The sequence below is a fragment of the Kluyvera genomosp. 1 genome, from assembly GCF_001266615.1.
GTDB lineage: Bacteria > Pseudomonadota > Gammaproteobacteria > Enterobacterales > Enterobacteriaceae > Kluyvera > Kluyvera cryocrescens_A.
On the sequence record NZ_LGHZ01000026.1, the window covers coordinates 16,633 to 42,023 of the forward strand.

The 25,391-nt window shown below is 55.3% G+C and carries 20 protein-coding genes; 17 read left to right on the forward strand and 3 right to left on the reverse strand.

Annotated elements, in window-relative coordinates; translation table 11 throughout:
* Window positions 1-440: 440 nt before the first annotated feature.
* The 9 genes from KP80_RS15020 (at window position 441) to KP80_RS15060 (ending at window position 11,281) form a co-directional block, all read left to right on the forward strand.
* Entirely contained in the window at window positions 441-992 is a 552-nt protein-coding gene (locus tag KP80_RS15020; RefSeq protein ID WP_052284460.1) for a fimbrial protein, read from the forward strand.
* Between the two features lie 82 nt (window positions 993-1,074).
* On the forward strand, window positions 1,075-1,812 hold the full coding sequence (locus KP80_RS15025; protein WP_052284461.1) for a fimbria/pilus periplasmic chaperone: 738 nt from the start codon (window positions 1,075-1,077) through the stop codon (window positions 1,810-1,812).
* Between the two features lie 36 nt (window positions 1,813-1,848).
* On the forward strand, window positions 1,849-4,437 hold the full coding sequence (locus KP80_RS15030; RefSeq protein WP_072129133.1) for an outer membrane usher protein: 2,589 nt from the start codon (window positions 1,849-1,851) through the stop codon (window positions 4,435-4,437).
* The gene (locus tag KP80_RS15035; RefSeq protein WP_052284462.1) at window positions 4,434-5,042 is read left to right on the forward strand and encodes a fimbrial protein; all 609 of its coding nucleotides are present in this window, start codon (window positions 4,434-4,436) and stop codon (window positions 5,040-5,042) included. The genes KP80_RS15030 and KP80_RS15035 overlap by 4 nt, the downstream gene beginning before the upstream one ends.
* 15 nt (window positions 5,043-5,057) lie before the next feature.
* Window positions 5,058-5,633, forward strand: a complete 576-nt coding sequence (locus KP80_RS15040; protein ID WP_197276163.1) for a fimbrial protein — start codon at window positions 5,058-5,060, stop codon at window positions 5,631-5,633.
* A gap of 13 nt (window positions 5,634-5,646) precedes the next feature.
* Entirely contained in the window at window positions 5,647-6,222 is a 576-nt protein-coding gene (locus KP80_RS15045) for a fimbrial protein (RefSeq protein WP_052284464.1), read from the forward strand.
* Between the two features lie 17 nt (window positions 6,223-6,239).
* On the forward strand, window positions 6,240-7,397 hold the full coding sequence (locus KP80_RS15050; RefSeq protein ID WP_052284465.1) for a fimbrial protein: 1,158 nt from the start codon (window positions 6,240-6,242) through the stop codon (window positions 7,395-7,397).
* A gap of 32 nt (window positions 7,398-7,429) precedes the next feature.
* The gene (locus KP80_RS15055) at window positions 7,430-9,511 is read left to right on the forward strand and encodes a filamentous hemagglutinin N-terminal domain-containing protein (RefSeq protein WP_052284466.1); all 2,082 of its coding nucleotides are present in this window, start codon (window positions 7,430-7,432) and stop codon (window positions 9,509-9,511) included.
* A 90-nt stretch (window positions 9,512-9,601) separates the two neighbouring features.
* Window positions 9,602-11,281, forward strand: a complete 1,680-nt coding sequence (locus KP80_RS15060) for a ShlB/FhaC/HecB family hemolysin secretion/activation protein (protein ID WP_052284467.1) — start codon at window positions 9,602-9,604, stop codon at window positions 11,279-11,281.
* Window positions 11,282-11,325: 44 nt separating this feature from the next.
* Here KP80_RS15060 and mfd read toward each other — a convergent pair whose 3' ends face one another.
* Together mfd and melR are read right to left on the reverse strand one after the other, a co-directional pair.
* Window positions 11,326-14,772, reverse strand: coding sequence for a transcription-repair coupling factor (gene mfd, locus KP80_RS15065; RefSeq protein ID WP_052284468.1), 3,447 nt, complete (start codon window positions 14,770-14,772; stop codon window positions 11,326-11,328).
* A gap of 160 nt (window positions 14,773-14,932) precedes the next feature.
* The gene (gene melR, locus KP80_RS15070; protein WP_052284469.1) at window positions 14,933-15,859 is read right to left on the reverse strand and encodes a transcriptional regulator MelR; all 927 of its coding nucleotides are present in this window, start codon (window positions 15,857-15,859) and stop codon (window positions 14,933-14,935) included.
* A 268-nt stretch (window positions 15,860-16,127) separates the two neighbouring features.
* Between melR and melA the strand changes: the two genes are divergently transcribed.
* The 3 genes from melA (at window position 16,128) to KP80_RS15085 (ending at window position 19,256) form a co-directional block, all read left to right on the forward strand.
* Entirely contained in the window at window positions 16,128-17,483 is a 1,356-nt protein-coding gene (gene melA / locus KP80_RS15075) for an alpha-galactosidase (protein WP_156315673.1), read from the forward strand.
* Between the two features lie 85 nt (window positions 17,484-17,568).
* Window positions 17,569-18,999: a melibiose:sodium transporter MelB gene (gene melB / locus KP80_RS15080; protein ID WP_052284470.1), complete on the forward strand. Its 1,431-nt coding sequence runs from the start codon at window positions 17,569-17,571 to the stop codon at window positions 18,997-18,999.
* A 2-nt stretch (window positions 19,000-19,001) separates the two neighbouring features.
* Window positions 19,002-19,256 carry a SemiSWEET transporter gene (locus tag KP80_RS15085; protein WP_052284471.1) on the forward strand — a complete coding sequence of 85 codons (255 nt, stop codon included), beginning with the start codon at window positions 19,002-19,004 and terminating at the stop codon, window positions 19,254-19,256.
* Window positions 19,257-19,315: 59 nt separating this feature from the next.
* Here the strand turns inward: KP80_RS15085 and KP80_RS15090 are convergent, their stop codons facing one another.
* Window positions 19,316-19,945, reverse strand: a complete 630-nt coding sequence (locus KP80_RS15090) for a DUF2238 domain-containing protein (RefSeq protein WP_052284472.1) — start codon at window positions 19,943-19,945, stop codon at window positions 19,316-19,318.
* Between the two features lie 172 nt (window positions 19,946-20,117).
* Here KP80_RS15090 and lolC point away from each other — a divergent pair, with 172 nt between their 5' ends.
* The 5 genes from lolC (at window position 20,118) to cobB (ending at window position 25,140) form a co-directional block, all read left to right on the forward strand.
* Window positions 20,118-21,317 carry a lipoprotein-releasing ABC transporter permease subunit LolC gene (lolC, locus tag KP80_RS15095; protein WP_072129134.1) on the forward strand — a complete coding sequence of 400 codons (1,200 nt, stop codon included), beginning with the start codon at window positions 20,118-20,120 and terminating at the stop codon, window positions 21,315-21,317.
* Window positions 21,310-22,011 (forward strand): lipoprotein-releasing ABC transporter ATP-binding protein LolD, encoded by a 702-nt coding sequence (gene lolD, locus KP80_RS15100; RefSeq protein WP_052284474.1) that lies wholly within the window; start codon window positions 21,310-21,312, stop codon window positions 22,009-22,011. Before lolC ends, lolD begins: the two co-directional genes overlap by 8 nt.
* Complete coding sequence (lolE, locus tag KP80_RS15105) at window positions 22,011-23,255, forward strand: lipoprotein-releasing ABC transporter permease subunit LolE (RefSeq protein ID WP_052284475.1); 1,245 nt, start codon at window positions 22,011-22,013, stop codon at window positions 23,253-23,255. The genes lolD and lolE overlap by 1 nt, the downstream gene beginning before the upstream one ends.
* A 139-nt stretch (window positions 23,256-23,394) precedes the next feature.
* Complete coding sequence (nagK, locus tag KP80_RS15110) at window positions 23,395-24,306, forward strand: N-acetylglucosamine kinase (RefSeq protein ID WP_052284479.1); 912 nt, start codon at window positions 23,395-23,397, stop codon at window positions 24,304-24,306.
* A 12-nt stretch (window positions 24,307-24,318) separates the two neighbouring features.
* Window positions 24,319-25,140 carry a Sir2 family NAD+-dependent deacetylase gene (gene cobB / locus KP80_RS15115; RefSeq protein WP_052284476.1) on the forward strand — a complete coding sequence of 274 codons (822 nt, stop codon included), beginning with the start codon at window positions 24,319-24,321 and terminating at the stop codon, window positions 25,138-25,140.
* Window positions 25,141-25,391: the final 251 nt, after the last annotated feature.

Genomic DNA, 25,391 nt, shown 5'->3' on the forward strand with positions numbered 1-25,391 from the left:
ACAGGGGTGTAAAAATATTTTATTAATGCCGCCATTATTAATGGCGTTTTCTTTCACAATATCGTTTTTCTGACAATAAAAATATTGAATTCATTGGCCTGTTATTATTTAAAATAACTCTCTTTTTGGACATTTCTTGTGACCTGGTGATTCTTTGTGGACATTATTTATTGAAATAATTGATGGGTAAGAATTATTGATTGATCAGTGCAAACGATCGATAACCACATTATCGATCGTTATTAACAATTAGACGAGTGTCAGGGCAGTTACTATTCTTTTCCCCGTTGAAATTTGTTTAATCTGAATAATTAACTTTCTTAGTGGAACAGTTAATGGGTTTCTTATTTCATCGTGCTTTAGAAATGACGTTTCCGTTATTTAAATAGCGTGAACATTCGTAGATGGAATTATTGTGTTTTTAACAGGAGTTTTTACAAATGAAAAAAGCATTATTAGGATTGTCTGTGGCGGTATTACTGGCTTCAGGTTCCGCGCTGGCGGAAGAAACCGTAACTTATGGCCAGGACCTTAGCACGATTACCGTGCGTGGCACCGTCACCTCTGGGACTTGTCAGATTGCTGTCAATAATGGCGCGTCCGTAGTTCTGGACGAAATCGAAACGGCAAAATTTGTTGCAAATAGCACCCCATATAATGCAACCGCTTTTGCTATCAAGTTCTCTGAATGCCCGGCTGACGTCAAAACAGGTACCATCAAGTTTGTTTCACAGGGTACCGATATCGATGCAATCACTGGCTATCTGAATAACTCAACGAAGCCAGATAACCATGGTGCTCCGGGCGTGCAGGTTGCTCTGGAATCATCAGACTCTACCGTGCTGAAGCTGGATGCGGATTCACTGGATGTCACTCTTGATAACGGTGCAGGCGCTTTGGGTATGTATGCCGCGTACGTTGCTACGGACACCACTAAGGTCGGTCCTGGCGTGGTTAACAGCATGGTGACCTTCACCGTCGACTACGTCTAATAAGCACGACGCTCTGCCATCTGCGTTGGCAGATGGCAGAGATTAAACGATCGCTACGTTTGAGCTCAGCAAGGAAGTGCTTATGTCGTTGTTTACCGGTAAAACTCTCATCGCTGCGGGTCTCTGCGGCTTATTTATTCTGTCTTTCTCCGCGCAATCGGGCGTGGTGCTGTCATCCACTCGGGTGATTTACGCGCAATCAGCGCATGAGAAAACGATCAAAGCCACTAATCGCGGCACCGCTCCGGTACTGGTTCAGACCTGGATTGACGATGGGCGGGAATCGCAGTCTCCCGATAAGCTCAATTTACCGTTTATGGTCACACCGCCCGTTGGGCGTCTCGATCCGGGCCGTGAGCAGACCATCAAAATTACCGCACTGAATAACAGCTTCCCACAGGATCGCGAATCGGTGTATTGGCTTAGCATGCTGGAAATTCCGGCGAAATCAAAAACCGCAGCCAATGCCAGTACGTTGCAGGTTGCGCTGCGTACCCGCATTAAGCTGTTCTGGCGACCGGATAATCTCGCTGGCTCGGCGAGCGAAGCGGCGGAAAAACTGCAGTGGCAGTGGAGCAGTGAAGGCGGCAAGCCGACGCTAATGGCTAACAATACCTCGCCTTATTATGTTTCGCTCAGTCGGGCAGAGGTGAAATCCGGTTCCTCGACGTGGGCGGTAACACCCAAAATGATCCCACCATTTGCGAAAGAAACGCTGTCCATTAATTCGCTGAAGTCGGCACCGGGTTCGGCGGAAATACACTACATCGCCATTGGTGATTTGGGAAATACGCTGGATAACAATCAGAAAATTAAATAATTCATCGTTGTTCATCTGGCATATGGGAAATAGAACATGGATTGCACGACGTCCCGCTGGCGGCTTCTGCTTATTACGCTCGCCTGTTATCCGATTCTGTCCTCGGCGCAGGAAGAGGTGGAGTTTAACAGCAACTTTCTAATGGGCAGCAATAAAATTGATACTTCCCGTTATGCGAAAGGCAACCCTGTCGCGCCGGGTGAATATCAGGTTCAGGTATATCTGAATAATAAGCAAATCCTCAATGAACTTAGCCTTCATTTTCAGGATAACGGCACGGTGCAGGCCGATCCATGCCTGATGCCTTCCTTACTTGAGCGGCTTGAAATCGATAGTAGCAAAGCGGTTACGCCACTCCCGACAGAAGAGAAGTGTCTTGACGACTTAGCTCGCTATTTTCCTGGTTCCTCGGTGAACTACGATCCGTTGAATCTTCGGCTGGATATCATTGTTCCGCAGATTTTCTTACGGCACATTCCGAACGGTACGGTTCCTCCATCGCGTTGGGACAACGGTATGCCGGCATTATTACTGGCTTACGACACCAACTATTACCATCGGGTCAGCAGCAGCAATGACTCCGATACGGCCTACGCTGGGCTGTCCTATGGTGCCAACCTGGGGCCATGGCGCCTGCGTGCTCGTGGTTCACTTAACTGGGACAGCGACAACGGTAAAACGGAATACGACAGCCAGGATATCTACCTGCAGCGCGATATCGCGGCGCTGCGTGCACAGATGATCATGGGCGACTCCAGCACCAAAGGTGATGCCTTCGACACCCTGAAAATTCGCGGCCTGCGTATGTACACCGACACGCGGATGTACTCCTCCAGCGTGAATAACTACGCACCGCTTATCCGAGGGGTGGCGAACAGCAACGCCAAAGTGACGGTAAAGCAAAATGGCTCGACGATTTACCAGACCACGGTACCTCCAGGGCCCTTTACCCTGACGGATGTGGTGCCCAGCGGTTATGGCAACGATCTGGACGTCACGGTGGAAGAGGCGGACGGCAGCAAAACTACCTTCGTGGTGGCGTACTCTTCGGTGCCGCAGTTGATGCGCAGGGGACATGGACGCTGGGAAGTCGCTGCCGGCGAACTCCATGATAACTCGTTAAACCACAAGCCGAAGGTGGCACAGCTCAACGGCTACTACGGTATGAGCGATATCATTACCGGCTATGGCGGGTTGCAGGCCAGCGACCAGAACTACCTCGCTGCCTTGGGCGGACTGGCGTTTAACACGCCGTTCGGGGCGCTTGCGGCGGACATTACCCATTCGCGTGCAGAATTTGACGATGACGCGCATAACAGTGAGTCCGGTGAGAGCTATCGGCTGACTTACAGCAGCCTGCTGTCGGCGACGCAAACCTCGTTTAGCCTTGCCGCCTATCGCTTCTCAACGCGCGGCTATCTGACCTTAAAAGATGCGGCTTCGCTCAACGACGATCTGCGCAACGGCACGCTTGAGGATCTGAGCCACTACCAGCGCCTGCGCGATCAGCTCCAGCTGAACATCAGCCAGCCGCTGCGCTGGGATGGCGAGGATCATGGCTCATTCTATTTGTCGGGAACCTGGCAAACCTACTGGGGCGGCTACGCCGATACACAACAGTATTCAGCCGGTTACAGCAACAGCTGGAAAGCGGTCAGTTACAGCGTCTCGGCCCAGCGCAGCTATGACAACGAAGGGCAAAAGGACGACAGCGTCTATCTCAACTTTTCCGTGCCGTTCAGCGCCTTTACCCACGATAAGCATAATCCGGCAGGCTTCAACATGCTCAGCGGCGGCATCAGCAATAGCGGCCACGGCAGCACTCAGCTGAATACCAACGCCAGCGGGGCGACGGAAGACAATAAATTTAGCTACAGCGTCAACGCGGCCACAGGATTTGGTGGTGGCGACAGTTCAACCACTTCGTCGGTAGGCACTTATCTGACATGGAACGGTCCTTACGGCCCGGTCAACGCCTCGGCTTCGGCGACCGACGGTGAGGGAAGCCAGTATTCACTGAGCAACAGCGGCGGGGTGATTGTGCATCCCGGTGGTATCACCTTCGCACCCGACAGTATCGGTAGCGATAGCGCCATCGCGCTGGTGCATGCCGAGGGTGCCGAAGGCGCGAAGCTGACGATGGGGGATGGTGAAATTGGTCGCTCCGGTTACGGCATGTCGACCTATCTGTCGCCGTACCGGGAAAACCGTGTTGGCCTGAATATCGAAGGACTGGAGAACGACGTCGAGATAAAAAGCACCAGCACCACCGTTGTCCCAACCAGTGGCGCAGTGGTTGGCGTTAATTTCGAAACCGATCAGGGACAGTCGGTGCTGCTGATGCTGGCGCGTGACGATGGTGGCGACATTCCACTCGGCGCATCGGTACGCAATGAGAAAGGTGATGAGGTCGGCAACGTCGGCCAGTCCGGCTATGCCTATGTTCGCGGCATCGCCGATACCGGCACGTTGCAGGTGGTCTGGGGGGCCAGTTCTTCTGAAATGTGCGCCGTGAGCTACCGCATTCCTCCCGATCCGCAAAAGGCGGCGAAAACGATTGTCCTCTCTGGTCAGCGGTGTCAGATACATGCTGGTGTGAAACCACAGCCTGGGAGCGTCAAATGAAGTCTTACTCGTTATCGATAACCAGTCTGCTCCTGGCCTGCGGCCTGTACTCATTAACCGTCAAGGCAGAGCCGGTAGTGGGTGGCAGTATTGATGTGACCTTCACCGCCACCGTTGCTGATACCACCTGTATGGTTAACGTGGTCGGCGGCAGCGGCGACGGCAAAAACCAAACAGTGGTGATTGGCGACAGCGCCGGGGAAGTCCCGTTGGAATCGATCATCAGCGGCGATAGCGCAGCGACGGCCAGCTTCAGCCTGCAGGCGACCGAATGCCCGGCAGCAGGCACGCCGAACTTCTTCACCACGATCGAAGCCGATGTCGATCCGCAGGCGGGCAATATGCTGCTCAACAAGGCAGAAGGTCTACAGGCTGCGCAGGGGCTGGGTATTTCGCTCAGTCGGGCCGACAGCCCGGATACGCCGTTGACCCTTAATCAAAAAATCGACTATGGCACCTTTGGCTGGCAGGAGCTTGTTAAAGACAACTTTACCCAGTCCGTACAGGTTCCGCTGATTGCCAGGATTGCCGCCACCGTTGATCCCGCCCTTGCCAAAGCGGGCAACGTGCAGGCGACGGCCATTTTTCACTTCGATTACAACTAGCGGACGATGCAGCCCATGAACCGAAATTCGGCAGTACTTCTTCGTACTTTATCGCTGATGCTCTCCGCCGCCTTGCTGACGACGCTTTACGCCCCAGCCAGCTGGGCGATTGATGATGTCCAGGTCAACTTTACCTCTACTGTGGTTGCGGGGACCTGTCAAGCAGAGCTGAAAACCAGCAGCGGCGCGCTTCTTACCGACGGCACGCTGGCCTTTGGCGACGTCTATAAAAGCCAGGTGCAGCAGGGAAATGCCTGGCAAAACTTCGCGGTAAGCTTCAGCCATTGCCAGGGGGTAAGCAGCGCCACGGTGCAGGCATCCGCCGGTGCCAATGGGCTCTGCAACGGCGTCACCTTCGGCGGGGCTGGAGAGGCGACCGGTGCCGCCGCTGAAATTTACCGCGATGCCGACGGCAGCGGGATGCTGCTGAACTGTAGCGACACGATCTCTTCCGCGCAGACTTTCGACCCCAACGCCAGCGCCGATATGCCGTTTTCCACCCGTTTGGTGGTCGCGCCAGGAAAAAACAGTGCCGATCTGCACAGCGGCAGTTTCAGTGCGCCGGTCACGTTTACCGTCAATTACCAATAACGGGAGCCTTAAGATGATTGCCGCTGCCACAAAAACGAGCGCGATATCGCTCATCGGCATGCTGTTGCTGGCTGTCCTCCGCCCTGCGGCGGCAAGCCAGGCGCTGGATATGACCATTACTGCCAATCTGATTGACGACCATTGTGCCATTCAGATTGAACCCGCCACGGTGATATTACCCACCGTCGAGGTGCGCACCCTTGAGGAAGATCCCCAAACACCAACGGATTACGGCTCGCAGGCCTCCTTTAACGTGGCGGTTGATGAGTGCGACAACGTCGATCAGCTCTCTGCGCTGCACTTTTCAATCCAGCCCGTCAGCGGCGTCAGGCCCGAAGATTTTAAACAGGTATTTGCCAACGATCTTCCGGCTGACGGCCATGGTGCCGGGGGCGTGGGGGTGGTGGTGTTTTGGCACGACGGGCAGCAGAACGTGCTGAAAAGCGATGGCACCTCCGATGTGGTGATACCCACCACCGAGAACGACTATCGCCAAAGCTACGCCTTTGACGTGCGCTATCAAAAAATCGGCAGCGTCAGCGCCGGACTGGTGTCGGCGGTGCTGATGGTCGACGTGGAGTATCAGTGATGCAAAGGAGAAATGCCGTGAGTTTTTTCAACAAGATGGGGTTAATTCGCCGAATGCTGATGGCCTCGCTGGGCGTGGCGTTATTCCTGTTTCACCTCGCGAGTGCGCAGGCGAAGGTGAATGACTGCTATGTGAGTAACAGCTTTATCAATAAATATGCCGGGGGAAAGACCCTTAATTTGGGGGACGTTACGGGGATGTTCGATAGCATCACCGGCGCCCCGGCAAGCGATGTGCTGTTGGGGATGAAGACCATTGGTCTGTTCGATCACGATGACGATCTGGAGTGCTCAGACAGTTCTGGCGATAACAGCGTTACTGTCTTCGGGATGAGTAACGTGCCAGCCAGCGGGATTGCCGGTACTGATTCGAGCGGTCGCACGCTGTATCTGGTTAATCAGAATATGCCAGGCATTGCCTACTCCATGGAAATTATCTGTCAGGGGGGGGATGAGTCAGGTGAGTGCCAGGGGCATTCCGGGGACACGATTCCGATTGTTGTTGACAGCACGGCCACCTGGTTAAACCAGGATGGTCACCCTTGGGATAACATGAAGGCGATTGGTTCCAAGAAATCAGGGATGAATTTTAAGCTTAATGTCTATTTCTGGCAGCTTCCTTCATGGCAGCCATTTCCTTTCGATAGCGATTTCGTCGGTAGTCGTTATGGATTGTTTTCTATGCGGTTCGGTTCATCTATAAAACATAATATTTCCTACTATTTCGATGTTCATCTGGTACCGATAACGCCGACCTGCGACACCCATATCAGCGTCGAGGGCAACCCTTCCGCGGTCATCAATCTCGGTGACGGTATCACCCCGCAGCAGCTCTCAGGGGACAGCACCGACAAGGTGCCCTTTACTCTGGTGGTCGATAACTGTAGCGCTACTCTGAACAATGTCTACGTCAAGATGACCTCCACCAGAGTGGATAGCAACAACGTCACGCTGCTGGGCCAGCAGAGCGGCAGCGCTGCGGGCGTTGGGGTCAAAATCACCGATACCCAGGACAATCCGCTGCCGCCGGACGGCGCCAGCGTGCTGACGTTCCCCTACACCGGCACGGTTAACCACCGCGAGATGCCTATGCAGGCACAGCTGGTTAGCGACGGTACCCCAGTGCAGCCGGGGGATTTCCAGGCCTCGGCGACCTTCAATATTAGCTATGACTAAGCAAAATTTACCCCTCATCTAAAGGAACAGCGATGAAAACGTTAAAAGCAGGAAAGACCCTTTTTAAACTGAGTGCTATGTCCCTCGCCGTGGGCCTAGGGCTTGGCGCGATTGCCCAGGCGAGCGCCGCCGTAGTGGTGGATGGCCGCAAATCGCCTGACACCAAAGTCACGATTGCGGACACCGGGGCGACGGTGGTGAATATTAGCGGCGCCAGTTCAGGAGGCGTTTCCCATAACACCTTTACCCAGTTCGACGTTGACCCGACCGGTGTGATTCTCAACAACAGTTCCACCGGCAGCAGCACCACGCTTGGCGGCGATATTGCGGGTAACAGCAATATGTCGGGCGGCAGCGCCACGGTGATTCTTAACGAAGTCAACTCCCGCGACCCGAGCCAGTTGAACGGTATGGTCGAAGTGGCCGGGCAGCAGGCGGCGGTGGTCATTGCCAACCCGTCAGGCATTTCCTGTGACGGCTGCGGGTTTATTAACGCCAGCCGCTCCACGCTGGTGACCGGGACCGCCGAGATGAGCAACGGTGAGCTGACCGGCTTTAACGTTAACGATGGTCAGGTAGTGATCACCGGTAAGGGGATGGATGACCGCAGCACCGGCTATACCGACATTATCTCCCGCTCGGTGAAGGTCAACGCCCAGCTGCAGGCGCAGGATTTGCGCATCGTTACCGGCAGTAATCACGTCGATTACGCCACGTTGGCGACTCGCGGTATTTCGTCTTCCGTGTTCAGCAAACCTTCTCTGGCGGTGGATGTCTCCAGCCTTGGCGGTATGTACGCCAATAAAATTCAGCTAATCGGCACGGAAGACGGCGTGGGCGTGCGCAATAACGGCACTATCTCTGCCAGCGATACCCTTTCGCTGAGCACTAAGGGCAAGCTGGAGAATAACGGCCTGATTGCCGGTGGTGAAGTGGCGATTGATACCCACAAAAATACCCTCGATAACGACCACGGCACGCTTCAGGCCGAGCGCGCGATGACCATTAACAGCGGGAATATCGATAACAACGTTGACGGTGCGATTGTATCCGATGGTTCAATTACCATCGATACTCACGGCCAGTCGCTGGATAACGCCGGGCAGGGGATCTCCGGTAACGGCGCGGTAAGTATCACTGCCGATGAGATCGATAACAGCAGCTGGATTGCCAGCAACAGCACTCTGACGCTGAATACTGACTCACTGAATAACAGCGGGAGCATCTATGGCCAGGATATCTCCGCGACGGCGAAAAAAGTCAGCAATGGCGGCTCCGTTCAGGCCAATAATAGTCTCCAGGTGGATGCTGACGACATCGACAATCATGGCAAAATCGCTGCCGCTGATGCCAGCATTTATGCCGGACACGCTTTTGATAACGAAGACGGTGAAGTCGCCACCACCCACTCGCTGTTGGTCAATACCAGGACGCTGACCAATACCGACGGTAAGCTTAGCAGCGACGGTTCCCTGCAATTGGTCGTTAACACACTGGATAACACGGCGAATTGTTACGATAAGCATAGCGGCGGAGTCATTAACGGCGCGGAGGTCACGATCAAGGCCGATAACCTGGATAACGACCGCGGTGCCATCTCCGGAAATAGCATCAATATCACCGGTAATGACATTGATATTGCCAATGGGAGCCTGATCGCCACCGGGGATATCAATATTAATGCGACCGATGACTTTTATACTGATAATGACGGAATCGTCCAGTCGTCTGATGGCAATATTTCCGTTAATGCCGCTGATGAGTTATCCAATGATGGCAGAATTACGACCACTAAAAATATTTCTTTAACCGGCAAAGATATTTCTAACAACGGTGATATCACAACTAATGGTGATCTCAATATGTACGCCTCAGCAACTATTGAGAACAATAAAGGGGGATATATTTATGGTGCTAATAGCTTTAGCGTTGAAGCCGTAAAGCGTATTGATAATGCAGGTGAATTTTATACGGAAAATAATGGTGTAATGAAATCTGATGCTATCAATATAAAACAGACTGGAGTTGTATACGCTAACAATACGACGTTTTATGTCAACAAAATGAGTAATAAAGGGTCTATCTATGGTGCGTATACCAAAAATCCCTATTGATCCTTTTAATCGTTAATATACATCACATTGGCCACCGGGAAGGTGGCCAGTTTTTATTCTGACTTTATCAGAACAAGGGATTTCCCCACTATGCGACGTCAGCTTGTGGCTTTTGTCTGCTGTTCCATTTTCATTCCGTTTTGCCCCCACGTCATGGCCGACAGTGGTTCTGCCATCCGCCCCTCTTCAAGCCAAACCGACAACCAAAAAGCCCGTCAAACGCAGCTTACGCCGCAGGGCACCGAAGTGATGGCGAGCAAAAGCACGCTGCACACCGGAGATCTGGATTTTCCACAGGAAACGCCCTGTTTTACCCTTGACCGGGTGGTAATTGATAATCGTCAGGCGCTGCCGCAGTGGCTGACGCTGACATCGTTGCTTAAACAGGCGCAGGGCCGCTGCCTGGGGGCGAAAGGGATTAGTCTGCTGGCGCGAGCGGTGCAAAACCAGGTTATCGCCAGCGGCTACGTCACCAGCCGCGTGGCGATTCCCAATCAGGATCTACGCACCGGCGAACTGCATTTACGGCTTGAGCCCGGCAAGGTGGGTAAAGTTCAGTGGAGCGATGGCAGCCAGCAGAATGTCTTTTTCGCCAATACGCTGCCGCTCTCGTCCGGCGATCTGCTGTCGCTGCGCGCGCTGGAGCAGGGGCTGGAAAATCTCCAGCGGGTGCCGGGAACAACCGCCAGTATTAAACTGAAACCGGGCGCGCACGACGGCGAAAGCGATATTGAAATTTCACGCCAGCAGGCGAAACGCTGGCGCGTCGGCGCGTGGGTGGACGATGCGGGGAGCAAATACACCGGGCGCTATCAGGGTGGCGGCACGCTGTATCTGGACAATATCACTACCCTCGACGACTTGATTTATCTCTCGGCGGGTGGCGGACTGCAAAACCAGGGGGATAAAAATTCAAAGTACGGTACCGCCTATTACTCGGTGCCGTTCGGCTGGTGGTCGCTGGATCTCTACGCCAGCCGCGATAAGTACACCCAGCGGGTAGTGGACGGCAGCAATACCTATGAGTACAGCGGCGATGAGCGAAATCTCAGCGCCACGCTTAACCGCATGCTGTTTCGCAGCGGCTATCAGAAACTCCAGGCCAGCTTCCAGGTGCTGAAGCGCGACGAAGAATACGATCTCAATGATACGGAGATTCTCGTCCAGGCCCACGACATGGCCTCGTGGCGCGCCACCCTTGAACATACGGCTTACCCGGGAAAGGCGGTGATTGATACTAAAGTGTCGTTCCAGCGCAACACCCGCTGGCTCGGGGCCGAACAGTCGGTGGAAGAGCAAACCGGCAATGCCGATGTGGGTTCACGGCTTGTCAATATTGACGTGGAAGCCAATGTGCCGTTCTCACTGTTCAATCGCTCGTTAAGCTGGCATCCGCACTACAGCCAGCAGATCACGCCGGATAAGCTCAATCTTCCCGACCAGCTTTCCATCGGCAACCGCTGGACGGTGCGCGGCTTTGACGGTGATACCACGTTGCAGGCTGACAGCGGCTGGTTCCTGCGTAACGATCTCAACCTGAATCTGCCCTCACTGGCGGCGCAGTTTTATCTGGGAGTGGATATTGGCCGAGTCAGCGGACAGGGCAGCGAAATCTATTCCACTACCTATCTGGCGGGTGGCGTGGCCGGGCTGCGCGGGATGCTGTGGAAAACTAACTACGATTTCTTTGCCGGTACGCCATTCATCCATCCGGATGAACTTGATGCCAGCCCGCTGGTGCTAGGCATGACCCTGCGCTGGGAATACTAAGAGAAACGGAAAGAACCCGGCAGCAGGCGCTGCCGGGAACAGGGTCAGGCGACGGCGTTCTCTTCGAGCTGGCGCATAAACTGGCGCACCCAGTCCATGCGGGTTTTGCGCTCGGTCAGTTCCTGGAAGAACTTCAACCGTGTTGGGCCATCGAGGCGATAGTGCTGCGGCTGTTTTTGCAGCAGACCAATCAGCCATGACGGATTGACGTGGTTCTTCTCGGCAAACTCAATCACGCCGCCTTTCTCGTTACCTTCGAGCTTGCGGATCCCCAGTTTCTGCGCCTGCTGGCGTAGACGGGCGATATCCAGCAGGTTGCGCGCCGCGTCCGGCAGCAGGCCGAAGCGGTCAATCAGCTCGACCTTAATCTCATCAAGCTCGCTTTCGCCTTTGGCGCTGGCAATGCGTTTGTAGAACGACAGACGGGTGTTAACGTCCGGAATGTAGTCATCCGGCAGCAGCGACGGCATGCGTAGCTCGACTTCGGTCTGCTGGCTGGTGAGATCTTCCAGCGACGGCTCGCGGCCTTCTTTGAGCGCATCGACGGCGTTTTCCAGCATCTCCATATACAGTGAGAAGCCGATAGACTCCATCTGCCCGCTTTGGCCTTCACCCAGCAGCTCGCCCGCGCCGCGAATCTCCAGATCGTGGGTGGCTAACGCAAAGCCCGCGCCGAGATCTTCCAGCGAGGCAATGGCTTCCAGGCGCTTTTGCGCATCGGTAGTCATCGCTTTCGGATGCGGCGTCAGCAGCCAGGCGTAGGCCTGGTGGTGCGAACGGCCCACGCGGCCGCGCAACTGGTGCAACTGGGCCAGACCGAAGTGGTCGGCGCGCTCAATGATAATGGTGTTGGCGGTCGGGATATCGATCCCGGTTTCGATAATGGTGGTACACACCAGCACGTTGAAACGCTGGTGGTGGAAATCATTCATCACCCGTTCCAGCTCGCGCTCGCGCATCTGGCCGTGGCCGATAGCGATACGCGCTTCCGGCACCAGTTCCGCCAGTTTATCGGCGGTTTTCTGAATGTTTTCGACATCGTTGAACAGATAGTACACCTGGCCGCCGCGCAGCGTTTCACGCAGGATTGCTTCGCGCACCACCAGGCTGTCGTATTCGCGGACAAAGGTTTTCACCGCCAGACGACGCGCCGGAGGGGTGGCGATAATCGACAGATCGCGCATCCCGCTCATCGCCATATTCAGCGTACGGGGGATAGGGGTGGCGGTGAGCGTCAGAATATCGACATCGGCGCGCATCGCTTTAATGCGCTCTTTATGACGAACGCCGAAGCGGTGTTCTTCATCGACAATCAGCAGGCCCAGATCGCGCAGCTTTACATCGCTTTGCAGCAGTTTATGGGTGCCAATCAGAATATCGATTTTACCCTCGGCGGCTTCCTGCAGAATTTGCGTCTGTTCTTTGGCACTGCGAAAACGCGACAGCATCTCAATGCGCACCGGCCAGTTGGCAAAACGGTCGCGGAAGTTATCGTAGTGCTGCTGGGCCAGCAGGGTGGTGGGCACCAGCACCGCCACCTGTTTGTGGTTTTCTACCGCCAGGAAGGCGGCGCGCATCGCCACTTCGGTTTTACCAAAGCCAACGTCGCCGCATACCAGACGGTCCATCGCCAGCGGCTGACACATATCGCTGAGCACGGCATTAATCGCCTGCGCCTGATCGGGCGTAGTTTCAAACGGGAAGCTGTCGCAGAACAGCTGATACTGTTCGCGATCGTGCTTGAAGGCAAATCCTTCTTTGGCCGCGCGCTGGGCGTAGATATCCAGCAATTCTGCCGCAACATCGCGCACTTTTTCGGCGGCTTTCTGCCGCGCTCGCGACCAGGCGTCGCCGCCCAGTTTATGCAGCGGGGCGCTCTCATCCGCACCGCCCGCGTAGCGGCTTATCAGATGTAGCGATGATACCGGCACGTACAGCTTGGCGTCGTTGGCGTACATCAACATCAGATATTCGGCGGTAATGCCGCCGGCTTCGAGGGTGGTCATCCCGGCGTAGCGACCCACGCCGTGCTCAAGGTGCACCACCGGCTGGCCAATGTGCAGCTCCGCCAGGTTGCGGATGAGCGTGTCCGGGTTGATGGTCCGGCGAGCGTCCTGACGGCGGCGGGCCACGCGCTCACCGAGCAGATCGCTCTCGCAAATCAGCGCCCGGTTATGCTGGGTATCGATGAACCCGTGTTCCGCCGCGCCGAGCATCAGATAGCGCTGGTTACCCACGGCTTCATCCAGACGCTGAATCCGCTTCGGTGCCAGCTTAATGCGCGCCAGCAGTTCGCCGAGCGCTTCGCGACGGCCTTCGCTCTCCACCGAGAAAATCACCGGACCGGTGAAGCTCTCAATAAACTTACGCAGGTTTTCCAGCGGCGATTTGTTTTGTGCCTGTACCGACAGGTCAGGCAGCGGCTGGAAACCAAGGTTAACGTGGGCCGCTTTCTTGTCCAGGTGCTCGGTTTTAAGCTGGACGCGAGGCCATTTTTTCAGCTCGCTATTGAGCTCGTCGCTGCGCAGCCACAGACGGTTTGGCGCCAGCAGCGGACGCATCGGGTCAACGCCGCGGTTTTCAAAGCGCGCCTGGGCGTCGGTCTGGAAACGGTTGGCGCTGGCATCGATATCACCGGTATTCACCAGCAGCGTATTCGCCGGGAAGTAGCTAAACAGCGGCGGCAGCGGCTCGCTGAAGAACAGCGGCTGCCAATATTCTATGCCCGCGGGCAGCGTCCCTTTGCTGACCTGCTGATAGATGTGCTCCGCATCGCGCTTGACGTCAAACTGATCGCGCCACTGGCTGCGGAACAGTTCGATGGCCGCTTTGTCGGTCGGGAATTCATGCGCCGGCAGCAGGTTGATGGCCTCAACCTCTTCGAGAGTACGCTGACTGTCAACGTCAAAGACGCGCAGGCTGTCGATTTCATCATCGAAGAAATCCAGACGGTACGGCTGGTCGCTGCCCATAGGGTAGAGATCGAGTAGCGCACCACGGGTGGCGTATTCGCCGTGTTCCATGACCTGGTCAACGTGGCGATAACCCGCGCTATCCAACTGGCTGCGCAACGCGTCGCGCGATAGCTGTTGCCCTTTTTTCATCACCAGCGCGTGGCCGTGAAGGAAACTGTGCGGACAGACGCGCTGCATTAGGGTACTGACCGGGACGATCAGCACGCCGCGCTTCATCGCGGGCAGCTGGTAGAGCGTGGACAGGCGCGAGGAGATGATGTCCTGATGCGGGGAGAAGCTGTCGTACGGGAGAGTTTCCCAGTCGGCAAGATTCATCACCAGATTGTCGGTGAACTGGCTGATTTCATCGTGCAGACGCAGCGCATTTTGCATATCCGGGGCGATGAGCACCACCGGGCCGGAATGATGTTCTGCAATCTCGGCGACAATCGTTGCGCAGGCGGCGCCGGTCAGTTCGCCAAGCAGGCGCTGTTCGCCGGGTTTGGTCGGTAGGGCATAACGAGCATGTTCAGGCATGGTCAGCGCACGTTCTCCAGAAATCCGTGTTTATTCGTTCGTCTGCCACCTGTAGGCGGCATCAGTGACGTCGTGTATACACGGTAATGATATCAATTTTATGATCTTATTATCCGTGATGGTGGCGGGAGTGCAACCGCTTAAAACTCGGCGTTAGGTATCAAGTAAGCTGTCTGCGCTGCTGGCTCAGCTTGCGATATTGCTGTGGCGACATGCCGACCAGCTTGCTGAATGTACTGTAAAAACGGCTGCTTGAGCGGAATCCGGCGGTCATGGCGACGTCGAGGATGGTTTTATCAGTATCGCTGAGTAGTGCGCGGACATGATTTATTCGCATTGCGGTAATGTACTGCTTTAACGTTAACTGCATTACCCGCTGGAAAATGCCCATCGCGTAGTTGGCGTTGAGTTTGACGTGGTCGGCGACGTCGTTAATGGTCAGCGCCTGATCGTAGTTATCGGCAATAAACCCCAGCATTTGACTGACGTAAAACTGGGCGTGGCGTGAGACGCTGTTTTTATGGGTGCGCGACGTTTTGTTGAGCAAAATCGGCTGCCAGCCGGAGAGGCTAAAACGCTTGAGCATCAGGCCGATTTCATCGATCGCCAGTTGGCGAATTTGCTCATTCGGGTTGCTCATCTCCTGCTGCCAGCGCAGCACTTCAAAGGTGCTAAGCTGCTGGGTTGCCAGTGATTTCACCACCATTCCGTGAGTCACATGGTTAATCAGCTCCCGGTCGAGCGGCCAGGAGAGGAAAAGATGCATCGGCAGGCTGAAAATCGCCATCTGCTGGCAGTGGCCGATACGCGTGAGCTGATGCGGAGTACAGGCCCAGAACAGGGTAATGTGCCCTTGTTTTATCTGCACCACTTCGTTGTTGATCAAATACTCAACGTCGCCGTCGAACGGCACGTTGACCTCCACCTGGCCGTGCCAGTGGCTGGCGGGCATGACGTGCGGACGACGCAGTTCAATATCCATGCGTTGATATTCGGAATAGAGCGACAGCGGACTGCGGGTCTGCTTTTCATCGCCGTTGCACATGTGCGGGTCGGGCGGCAGAAAGGTTATCGGATCGATACTCATGGTGACTCCGTTTCCTGAATTGTCAGAATCATGCCCGCTTTCACGCATTGATACCGCGAAAGCGGACACAGATCGGGTGTCTGCTATTGATAATAGAACGGATATGAGGCCGGATACTCTGCTTTTCTGCCTAATTTGTCCCAAAAACTCAGATCGTGGTTGAGCTCTCATCGGATCTGAGTTTCTGGGAATGCTCCTCATGGAAGCTGGAGGTTTTTCGCCATTTCGCGTGCCACCATGACCTTGTCCACTACTGTTCTGGAGAGTCATGATGACAGCACCAAAAATTACCTTTATCGGCGCGGGTTCGACTATTTTCGTCAAGAACATCCTCGGCGATGTTTTCCATCGTGAGGCGCTCAAATCGGCGCATATCGCGCTGATGGACATTGATGAAAAACGGCTGGAAGAGTCGCACATTGTGGTGCGCAAACTGATGGATTCCGCCGGCGCATCGGGCCATATCACCTGCCATACCAACCAAAAAGCGGCGCTGCAAGGGGCTGATTTTGTCGTGGTCGCCTTCCAGATTGGCGGCTATGAGCCCTGCACGGTGACCGATTTTGACGTCTGCAAACGCCACGGGCTGGAACAGACCATTGCCGACACGCTTGGCCCTGGCGGTATTATGCGCGCGCTGCGCACCATCCCGCATCTGTGGCAAATCTGTGATGACATGACGGAAGTGTGCCCGGATGCCACCATGCTCAACTATGTGAACCCGATGGCGATGAATACCTGGGCGATGTACGCGCGCTATCCGCACATTAAGCAGGTCGGTCTGTGCCACTCGGTGCAGGGAACCGCGGAGGAACTGGCGCGCGATCTGGATATCGACCCCGCCTCGTTACGCTACCGCAGCGCGGGCATCAACCACATGGCGTTCTATCTCGAACTGGAACGTAAAACCGCCGACGGCAGCTACGTGAATCTGTACCCGGAACTGCTGGCAGCCTATGAGTCCGGGCAAGCGCCGAAACCAAATCTGCACGGTAACGAGCGTTGTCAGAACATCGTCCGCTATGAAATGTTCAAAAAGCTGGGCTACTTTGTGACCGAGTCATCGGAGCATTTTGCGGAATATACCCCTTGGTTTATTAAGCCGGGGCGCGAAGACCTGATTGCACGCTACAAAGTGCCGCTGGATGAGTATCCGAAACGCTGTGTTGAACAGCTGGCTAACTGGCATAAAGAGCTGGAAGAGTACAAAACCGCTGAACGGATTGATATTAAGCCGTCGCGGGAGTACGCCAGCACCATTATGAACGCCATCTGGACCGGTGAGCCGAGCGTGATTTACGGCAACGTGCGTAACGACGGGCTTATCGATAACCTGCCGCAGGGCAGCTGCGTGGAAGTGGCCTGCCTGGTGGATGCCAACGGTATTCAGCCTACCAAAGTGGGGACCATTCCTTCCCACCTGGCGGCGATGATGCAAACCAACATCAACGTCCAGACGTTGCTGACGGAAGCCATTTTGACCGAAAACCGCAGTCGGGTATATCACGCGACAATGATGGACCCGCATACTGCCGCCGTACTCGGCATTGAGGAGATTTACGCGCTGGTGGATGACCTGATTGCCGCTCACGGCGACTGGCTACCGGCCTGGCTGCACCGTTAATACCTGACGACGCCGGGCGGTGTATCCGGCGTTTTACCTCGCACATAACAGCAGGCGGGCGCAGGTAACTGCGACCCGGTACCCTATGAGCATCTCTCTGAAAACAAAATTAAGTTACGGGTTCGGTGCATTTGGTAAGGATTTCGCGATCGGCATCGTTTACATGTATCTGATGTATTACTACACCGACGTCGTGGGTCTCTCGGTTGGCGTGGTCGGTTCGCTGTTTCTGGTGGCTAAGATCTGGAACGCCTTTAACGACCCGGTGATGGGTTGGATTGTCAATGCCACGCGCTCACGGTGGGGGAAGTTTAAGCCGTGGATCCTACTTGGCACGTTGGCCAACTCGCTGGTGTTGTTTTTACTGTTCAGCGCCCACCTCTTTGAAGGGACTGCGCAGATAGTCTTCGTCTGTGTGACCTACATTCTGTGGGGGATGACCTACACCATTATGGATATTCCCTTCTGGTCGCTGGTGCCGACGATAACGCTGGATAAACAAGAGCGAGAACAGCTGGTGCCGTTCCCGCGCTTTTTTGCCAGCCTCGCCGGGTTTGTGACTGCCGGCGTGACGCTGCCGTTTGTGAACTATGTCGGCGGCGCGGATCGCGGTTTTGGCTTTCAGATGTTCACGCTGGTGCTGATTGCGTTCTTTATCGCATCAACGATTGTCACGCTGAAAAACGTGCATGAGGTGTTCTCGTCCGATAGCGAGGCAACGGCAGACAGCTCGCGGCTTTCATTAAAATCCATTCTCGCGCTGATCTACAAAAACGATCAGCTATCGTGCCTGCTGGGGATGGCGCTGGCCTATAACGTGGCGTCGAATATCATTACCGGCTTTGCTATCTACTACTTTACCTATGTCGTCGGCGATGCCGATTTGTTCCCGTATTACCTGTCCTACGCTGGCGCGGCAAACCTACTGACGCTGGTGCTCTTTCCACGACTGGCAAAAGCGTTATCGCGGCGAATCCTGTGGTCGGGGGCGTCAGTGATGCCGATATTGAGCGCCGGCGTGCTGCTTATGATGGCGCTGACGGGGTTCCACAATCTGCTTATTATCTGCGTGGCGGGGGTATTTCTTAATATCGGCACGGCGCTGTTTTGGGTGCTGCAGGTCATTATGGTGGCCGACACCGTCGACTACGGCGAGTACAAGTTTAACGTGCGCTGTGAAAGCATCGCCTATGCGGTGCAAACCATGGTCGTGAAGGGGGGCTCGGCATTTGCGGCGTTCTTTATTGCGGTGGTGCTGGGCGTGATTGGCTATGTGCCTAACGGTGTGCAGTCGGCCGAAACGGTACTGGGCATGCAGTTTATTATGATTGCGCTGCCGACGCTGTTCTTTGTCATCACGCTGGCGCTCTATTTCCGCTACTACCGTTTAAATGGCGACATGCTGCGTAAGATTCACATTCACCTGCTGGATAAGTATCGCAAAGTGCCACAGCCAGTGGTGGTCGAGGATACGCCGATAGAAACTGTTGCTGCTGTCAGCGAAGTGAAGGCGTAATCATGGAGTGGATCTCGCTGATTGGCTATCTGGCGGCATGCCTGACGACGCTCTCTTTTTTACCGCAGGCGTTTAAGGTCATTACCACCCGCAACACCCAGGGAATATCCGGGCTGATGTACGTAATGTTTGTTTGCGGTTTGGCCCTGTGGCTGGTGTATGGCGTGATGATTGAAGACACGGCGGTCAGTGTGGCAAACCTGCTAACGCTGCTGTTTGCCTTGCCGATTCTGATTATCAAACTGCGTCGGGGATAGGAAGGGAATCCTATTTTTTCCGGCCAACACGAATGCGGTGTTGGCCGGAGAATGCGTTTTCAGGCGCTAATCAAGCCATACCGTTTTAACTGCCGACAATGTATGCCAGCCAGCACAATCACCGTGGTTAACGCGCCGAGCAGGGCGCAGAACATATCCGATTGGGTATCCCACGGGTCACCCTGAGTGCCGAGGAAATCATCCGCGCCTTGTCCCATCGCCAGCGCCGCCCACCATTCGATGAGTTCATAAGTCGCGCTGATGGCTAACGCCACGCAGCAGACCAGAAACGCCAGCATTTTACGTCCACGGACAAACTGCCCGCGGGCGAGAATTTCACGAGCCGCCAGCGCCGGCACTAGCCCCTGGAAGAAGTGTCCCAGTTTGTCGTACGGGTTACGGCTGAGATCCAACCACGCCTGCACATCAAAACCGATAGGTACTTTGGCATAGGTATATTGGCCGCCGACCATCAAAATAATGGCGTGAAAGAAAATCAGCGCGTAGAGCAGGGGGGTGAGCGGGTAACGTTTGGCGGTGAGCAACAACAGAGGCACGATGATAATCACCGGCGTCACTTCCATCACCCAGGTCACTTTTTCAGCGGCGCTAACACCGGTGTAAACCAGAAACAGTGCCAGCAGCAGCGCGCCAGCGGGTAAAAATAGCGGATTTAAGGTGCGGATCATCATGAATTCGCAAATAAAGGGAAAACAACACTATTGACCGCAACGGTGAAAAATTCAATGTTCGTGTTGTATCGTCAGCGGATTGTCAGGCTTGGCTTACGGTTCAGTCATTTACCGATCCGGCATTCGCTTATATACTCGTGCTTCTGCTATCAGCAATCAGACGGATTACATGTACCAACCTGTCGCACTATTTATTGGCCTGCGCTACATGCGCGGGCGGGCAGCGGACCGCTTCGGTCGCTTTGTTTCCTGGCTGTCAACCATCGGCATTACGCTTGGCGTCATGGCGCTGGTCACCGTCCTGTCGGTGATGAACGGCTTTGAACGCGAGCTGCAAAACAACATCCTGGGGCTGATGCCGCAGGCCATTCTGAGCGCCGAACAAGGCTCCCTGAACCCGCAAAAATTCCCCGAGCAGAGCGTGAAGCTCCAGGGCGTGACCCGCGTTGCACCGCTCACCACCGGTGATGTGGTGCTGCAAAGCGCCCGCAGCGTCTCGGTTGGCGTGATGCTGGGAATCGATCCGGCGCAAAAAGACCCGCTGACCCCTTATCTGGTGAACGTCAAACAAACCGATCTGGTGGCCGGGAAATACAACGTCATACTCGGTGAGCAGCTTGCCGGGCAGTTGGGCGTCAATCGCGGCGACCAAATCCGCGTGATGGTGCCGTCGGCGAGTCAGTTTACGCCGATGGGGCGTCTGCCGAGCCAGCGTCTGTTCACCGTCATCGGCACCTTTGCTGCCAGCAGTGAAGTGGATGGCTATCAGATGCTGGTCAACATTCAGGATGCCTCGCGTCTGATGCTCTACCCACTGGGTAACATTACCGGCTGGCGTCTGTGGTTGGATAAACCGCTGCAGGTTGACACGTTAAGCCAGCAAACGTTGCCGGAAGGCACCAAATGGCAGGACTGGCGCGATCGTAAGGGCGAGCTGTTCCAGGCCGTGCGCATGGAAAAAAATATGATGGGGCTGCTGCTGAGCCTGATCGTTGCCGTGGCAGCGTTTAACATCATCACTTCGCTTGGGCTGATGGTGATGGAGAAGCAGGGCGAAGTGGCGATTCTGCAAACGCAGGGACTAACGCCCCGGCAGATCATGACCGTGTTTATGGTGCAAGGTGCCAGCGCCGGGATTATCGGCGCGCTGCTGGGCGCGGTGCTCGGTGTGCTGCTGGCCAGCCAGCTCAACAATTTAATGCCGATTATCGGCGCGTTCCTCGATGGTGCGGCGCTGCCGGTTGCCATCGAGCCGCTGCAGGTTATTGTGATTGCGCTGGTGGCGATGGCCCTGGCGCTGCTGTCAACGCTGTACCCTTCCTGGCGCGCTGCCGCCACTCAACCCGCTGAGGCTTTACGTTATGAATAAGATCCTGTTGCAATGCGACAACCTGTGCAAACGCTATCAGGAAGGCAACGTGCAAACTGACGTTTTGCACGATGTTAGCTTCAGCATTGCCGAAGGGGAGATGATGGCTATCGTCGGCACTTCCGGTTCGGGGAAGAGTACTTTGCTGCATCTGCTGGGCGGTCTGGATACGCCAACCTCTGGCGATGTGATATTCAGCGGCCAGCCGATGAGCTCGCTCTCGTCGGCGGCGAAAGCGGAGCTGCGTAACCAGAAGCTGGGCTTTATCTACCAGTTCCATCATCTGCTGCCGGACTTCACCGCGCTGGAAAACGTGGCGATGCCGCTGCTGATTGGCAAGAAGAAACCGGCGGAAATCAACAGCCGTGCGCTGGAGATGCTAAAAGCGGTGGGGCTCGATCACCGTGCCAGCCACCGTCCTTCTGAGCTGTCCGGCGGCGAACGCCAGCGTGTTGCCATCGCCCGTGCGCTGGTGAATAACCCGCGTCTGGTGCTGGCGGATGAACCGACCGGTAACCTCGATGCCAAAAATGCTGACAGTATCTTCAAGCTGCTCGGTGAGCTAAATCAATCGCAGGGCACCGCATTTTTAGTGGTCACCCACGACCTGCAGCTCGCTAAACGTATGGGCCGCCAGTTGGAGATGCGTGACGGTCGCTTAAGCGATCAATTAACCCTGATGGGAGCACAGTAATGGCTCCATCGCTATCGTTACTGATTGGCCTGCGTTTTAGTCGCGGGCGTCGACGCGGCGGTATGGTCTCACTGATTTCGGTGATTTCTACCGTCGGTATCGCGTTGGGCGTGGCGGTACTGATCGTCGGGCTGAGCGCGATGAACGGCTTCGAGCGCGAGCTGAACAACCGTATTCTGGCGGTCGTCCCGCACGGTGAAATTGAAGCGGTTAACCAGCCATGGAACAATTGGCGCACTATCCTGCCCAAAGTGGAGGCGGTGAAGGGCATTGAAGCCGCTGCGCCTTATATCAACTTTACCGGTCTGGTGGAGAGCGGCAGCAATTTGCGCGCCATCCAGGTGAAAGGCGTTGATCCTCTGCAGGAGAGCAAGCTGAGTGCGCTGCCGAGCTTTGTGCAGGCCGATGCCTGGGCTAATTTCAAAGCCGGTGAGCAGCAAATTATCCTTGGCAAAGGCGTGGCTGATGCGTTGAAAGTGAAGGCGGGGGACTGGGTCTCTATCATGATCCCGAACTCCAATCCGGAGCATAAGCTATTGCAACCGAAACGCGTGCGCCTGCACGTGACCGGGATCCTGCAACTGAGCGGCCAGCTCGATCACAGCTTTGCCATGATCCCGATGCAGGACGCCCAGCAGTATCTGGATATGGGCGAGAGCATCACCGGCATCGCTATCAAAGTCCAGGACGTCTTTAACGCCAATAAACTGGTGCGCGATGCAGGCCTTGTGACCAACAGCTATGTGACTATCCAGAGCTGGATTGGCACCTACGGCTATATGTACCGCGATATTCAAATGATCCGCGCGATTATGTATCTGGCGATGGTACTGGTGATTGGTGTGGCCTGCTTTAACATCGTGTCGACGCTGGTCATGGCGGTCAAAGACAAAAGTAGCGATATTGCGGTGCTGCGCACATTGGGGGCCAAAGACGGGCTGATCCGCGCAATTTTCGTATGGTATGGTTTGTTAGCGGGCCTCCTGGGCAGCCTATGCGGGGTGGTGATTGGGGTGCTTGGCTCCTTGTATCTGACCGGCATTATTAACGTGATTGAAAAACTTATTGGTCACCAGTTCTTGTCTGGTGACATTTATTTTATCGACTTCCTGCCGTCTGAACTGCACTGGCTGGATGTCGTTTATGTGCTGGTCACGGCACTGTTGCTGAGTCTGCTGGCGAGCTGGTATCCCGCTCGTCGCGCCAGCCGTATTGACCCTGCGAGGGTGCTGAGTGGCCAGTAATTTGACGTCCTGACCGTGCGGCTTTGATGCTGCGCGCGTCAGATTACTCTATGGATTTCGAGTTACAGGAAGAGGGGGAACGAGTGAAGCCATCTTCCTGCTGCTTGAAAGACGACGAGTATAAGAGGAATTGACAATGATGCATTATGGATTTGACATTGGCGGCAGCAAAATCGCGCTGGGCGTATTTGATTCATCGCGCCAGCTTCAGTGGGAAAAACGCATTCCGACGCCGAAAGAGGGCTACGAGCACTTTCTTGAGGCCGTTATCGGACTGGTCGTTGAGGCGGATGAACGCTTTAATTGTCGTGGCACCGTCGGGATCGGTATTCCCGGCATGCCGGAAACGGACGGTGGCCTGCTGTACGCCGCCAACGTCCCGGCGGCTAGCGGTAAACCGCTGCGTGCCGATCTGAGTCGTTTGCTAGACCGCGACGTGCGCCTGGATAACGACGCCAACTGTTTTGCCATCTCAGAAGCCTGGGATGAGGAATTTACCCAATACCCGCTGGTGATGGGGCTGATTCTGGGCACCGGCGTCGGTGGTGGCATTGTGCAAAACGGCAAATCGATTACCGGTCACAGTTACATCACCGGTGAGTTTGGCCATATTCGCCTGCCGGTGGACGCCCTTGAGGTTGTCGGTCGTGATTTCCCACTGACCCGCTGCGGTTGTGGCCAGCTTGGTTGTATTGAAAACTATTTATCCGGTCGCGGTTTTGCCTGGTTATATAACCATTTTTACCAGCAGTCGCTTACCTCACCGGAAATCGTTGCCCTGTGGGAGCAAGAGGATCCTAACGCCCGCGAACACGTCGAGCGTTATCTGGATCTGCTGGCCGTCTGTCTTGGCAACATATTGACCATCGTTGATCCTGATTTAGTGGTTCTCGGCGGTGGGTTATCCAATTTTTCAGCGATCGCCGATGGACTTGCGCACCGCTTACCGCGCCATTTATTGCCTGTAGCCCGACCGCCGCGAATTGAACGCGCGCGCCACGGAGATGCAGGGGGAATGCGCGGCGCTGCGTTCCTTCATCTTACTAACTAACGTGGAGTAGATATGCAGTCGCGCCGCTTACATCGATTGAGCCGTTTTCGTCGGAATAAACGTCAGCTGCGCCAGCGTCTGCGCCAGCGAACCTTTTTCACGGACAGGGCTATGTCAGAGCAAATGGATAAACCAAGGGTACTTGTGTTAACCGGTGCCGGGATTTCAGCGGAGTCAGGGATTCGCACCTTCCGCGCAGCGGATGGGTTATGGGAAGAGCATAAGGTTGAGGATGTGGCGACGCCGGAAGGCTACGCGCGCGATCCTGCTCTGGTGCAGAAATTCTATAATGAGCGTCGACGTCAGCTGCAGCAGCCGGAGATTGCGCCAAACGCGGCGCATCTGGCGCTAGCCCGTCTGGAAGATGCGCTCGGCGATCGCTTTATGCTGGTGACGCAGAACATCGATAATCTGCATGAACGCGCGGGGAACCGCGATGTTCTGCATATGCACGGTGAGCTGCTGAAGGTCCGTTGTACTCAGAGCGGTCAGGTCTTTGACTGGCCGGGTGACATGTCGGTCGATGAACGCTGCCACTGCTGCCAGTTCCCGGCGCCGCTGCGTCCACATATCGTTTGGTTCGGCGAAATGCCGTTCGAGATGGATCATATCTATCTGGCGCTGTCGATGGCGGATATCTTCATTGCCATTGGCACTTCCGGCCACGTCTATCCGGCCGCCGGTTTTGTCCATGAAGCGAAGCTGCACGGCGCGCATACCGTCGAGCTTAACCTCGAGCCGAGCCAGGTGGGCAGCGAGTTTGAGGAGAAGCATTACGGTTTGGCAAGTGAAGTGGTGCCGGCCTACGTTGAGAAGCTGCTGAAAGGGCTGTAAGTTAGCGTGTTGGCAAATAGAAAAGCGGAGTCTTTGCTCCGCTTTTTTATGCTAGTTAACTCGTGAGGTAAGAAGGTGTCATGCGAGGCTTTCCAGCCTATTGCGCTCCTCGATCATTTTTCGCCATATAACCTGAATGGCGCAAGGAGCGCGCAGGGGGCGGCCAATCGCCGCCGCCCCCTGCACCCCCAGGCTCTGGCGGCAGAATCGCCGCTTCGCGGTACCCTCAGCTCTGTCTCTTATACACATCT

Excerpts from the sequence above, each read along its gene's own strand:
- mfd (WP_052284468.1), bottom strand. The coding sequence starts at position 14,772 with ATGCCTGAACATGCTCGTTATGCCCTACCGACCAAACCCGGCGAACAG.
- lolC (WP_072129134.1), top strand. The coding sequence starts at position 20,118 with ATGTACCAACCTGTCGCACTATTTATTGGCCTGCGCTACATGCGCGGG.
- KP80_RS15045 (WP_052284464.1), top strand. The coding sequence starts at position 5,647 with ATGATTGCCGCTGCCACAAAAACGAGCGCGATATCGCTCATCGGCATG.
- KP80_RS15060 (WP_052284467.1), top strand. The coding sequence starts at position 9,602 with ATGCGACGTCAGCTTGTGGCTTTTGTCTGCTGTTCCATTTTCATTCCG.
- lolD (WP_052284474.1), top strand. The coding sequence starts at position 21,310 with ATGAATAAGATCCTGTTGCAATGCGACAACCTGTGCAAACGCTATCAG.
- KP80_RS15030 (WP_072129133.1), top strand. The coding sequence starts at position 1,849 with ATGGATTGCACGACGTCCCGCTGGCGGCTTCTGCTTATTACGCTCGCC.
- KP80_RS15085 (WP_052284471.1), top strand. The coding sequence starts at position 19,002 with ATGGAGTGGATCTCGCTGATTGGCTATCTGGCGGCATGCCTGACGACG.
- melA (WP_156315673.1), top strand. The coding sequence starts at position 16,128 with ATGATGACAGCACCAAAAATTACCTTTATCGGCGCGGGTTCGACTATT.
- melB (WP_052284470.1), top strand. The coding sequence starts at position 17,569 with ATGAGCATCTCTCTGAAAACAAAATTAAGTTACGGGTTCGGTGCATTT.
- KP80_RS15020 (WP_052284460.1), top strand. The coding sequence starts at position 441 with ATGAAAAAAGCATTATTAGGATTGTCTGTGGCGGTATTACTGGCTTCA.
- KP80_RS15025 (WP_052284461.1), top strand. The coding sequence starts at position 1,075 with ATGTCGTTGTTTACCGGTAAAACTCTCATCGCTGCGGGTCTCTGCGGC.
- KP80_RS15090 (WP_052284472.1), bottom strand. The coding sequence starts at position 19,945 with ATGATCCGCACCTTAAATCCGCTATTTTTACCCGCTGGCGCGCTGCTG.
- lolE (WP_052284475.1), top strand. The coding sequence starts at position 22,011 with ATGGCTCCATCGCTATCGTTACTGATTGGCCTGCGTTTTAGTCGCGGG.
- melR (WP_052284469.1), bottom strand. The coding sequence starts at position 15,859 with ATGAGTATCGATCCGATAACCTTTCTGCCGCCCGACCCGCACATGTGC.
- KP80_RS15035 (WP_052284462.1), top strand. The coding sequence starts at position 4,434 with ATGAAGTCTTACTCGTTATCGATAACCAGTCTGCTCCTGGCCTGCGGC.
- KP80_RS15040 (WP_197276163.1), top strand. The coding sequence starts at position 5,058 with ATGAACCGAAATTCGGCAGTACTTCTTCGTACTTTATCGCTGATGCTC.
- nagK (WP_052284479.1), top strand. The coding sequence starts at position 23,395 with ATGCATTATGGATTTGACATTGGCGGCAGCAAAATCGCGCTGGGCGTA.
- KP80_RS15055 (WP_052284466.1), top strand. The coding sequence starts at position 7,430 with ATGAAAACGTTAAAAGCAGGAAAGACCCTTTTTAAACTGAGTGCTATG.
- cobB (WP_052284476.1), top strand. The coding sequence starts at position 24,319 with ATGCAGTCGCGCCGCTTACATCGATTGAGCCGTTTTCGTCGGAATAAA.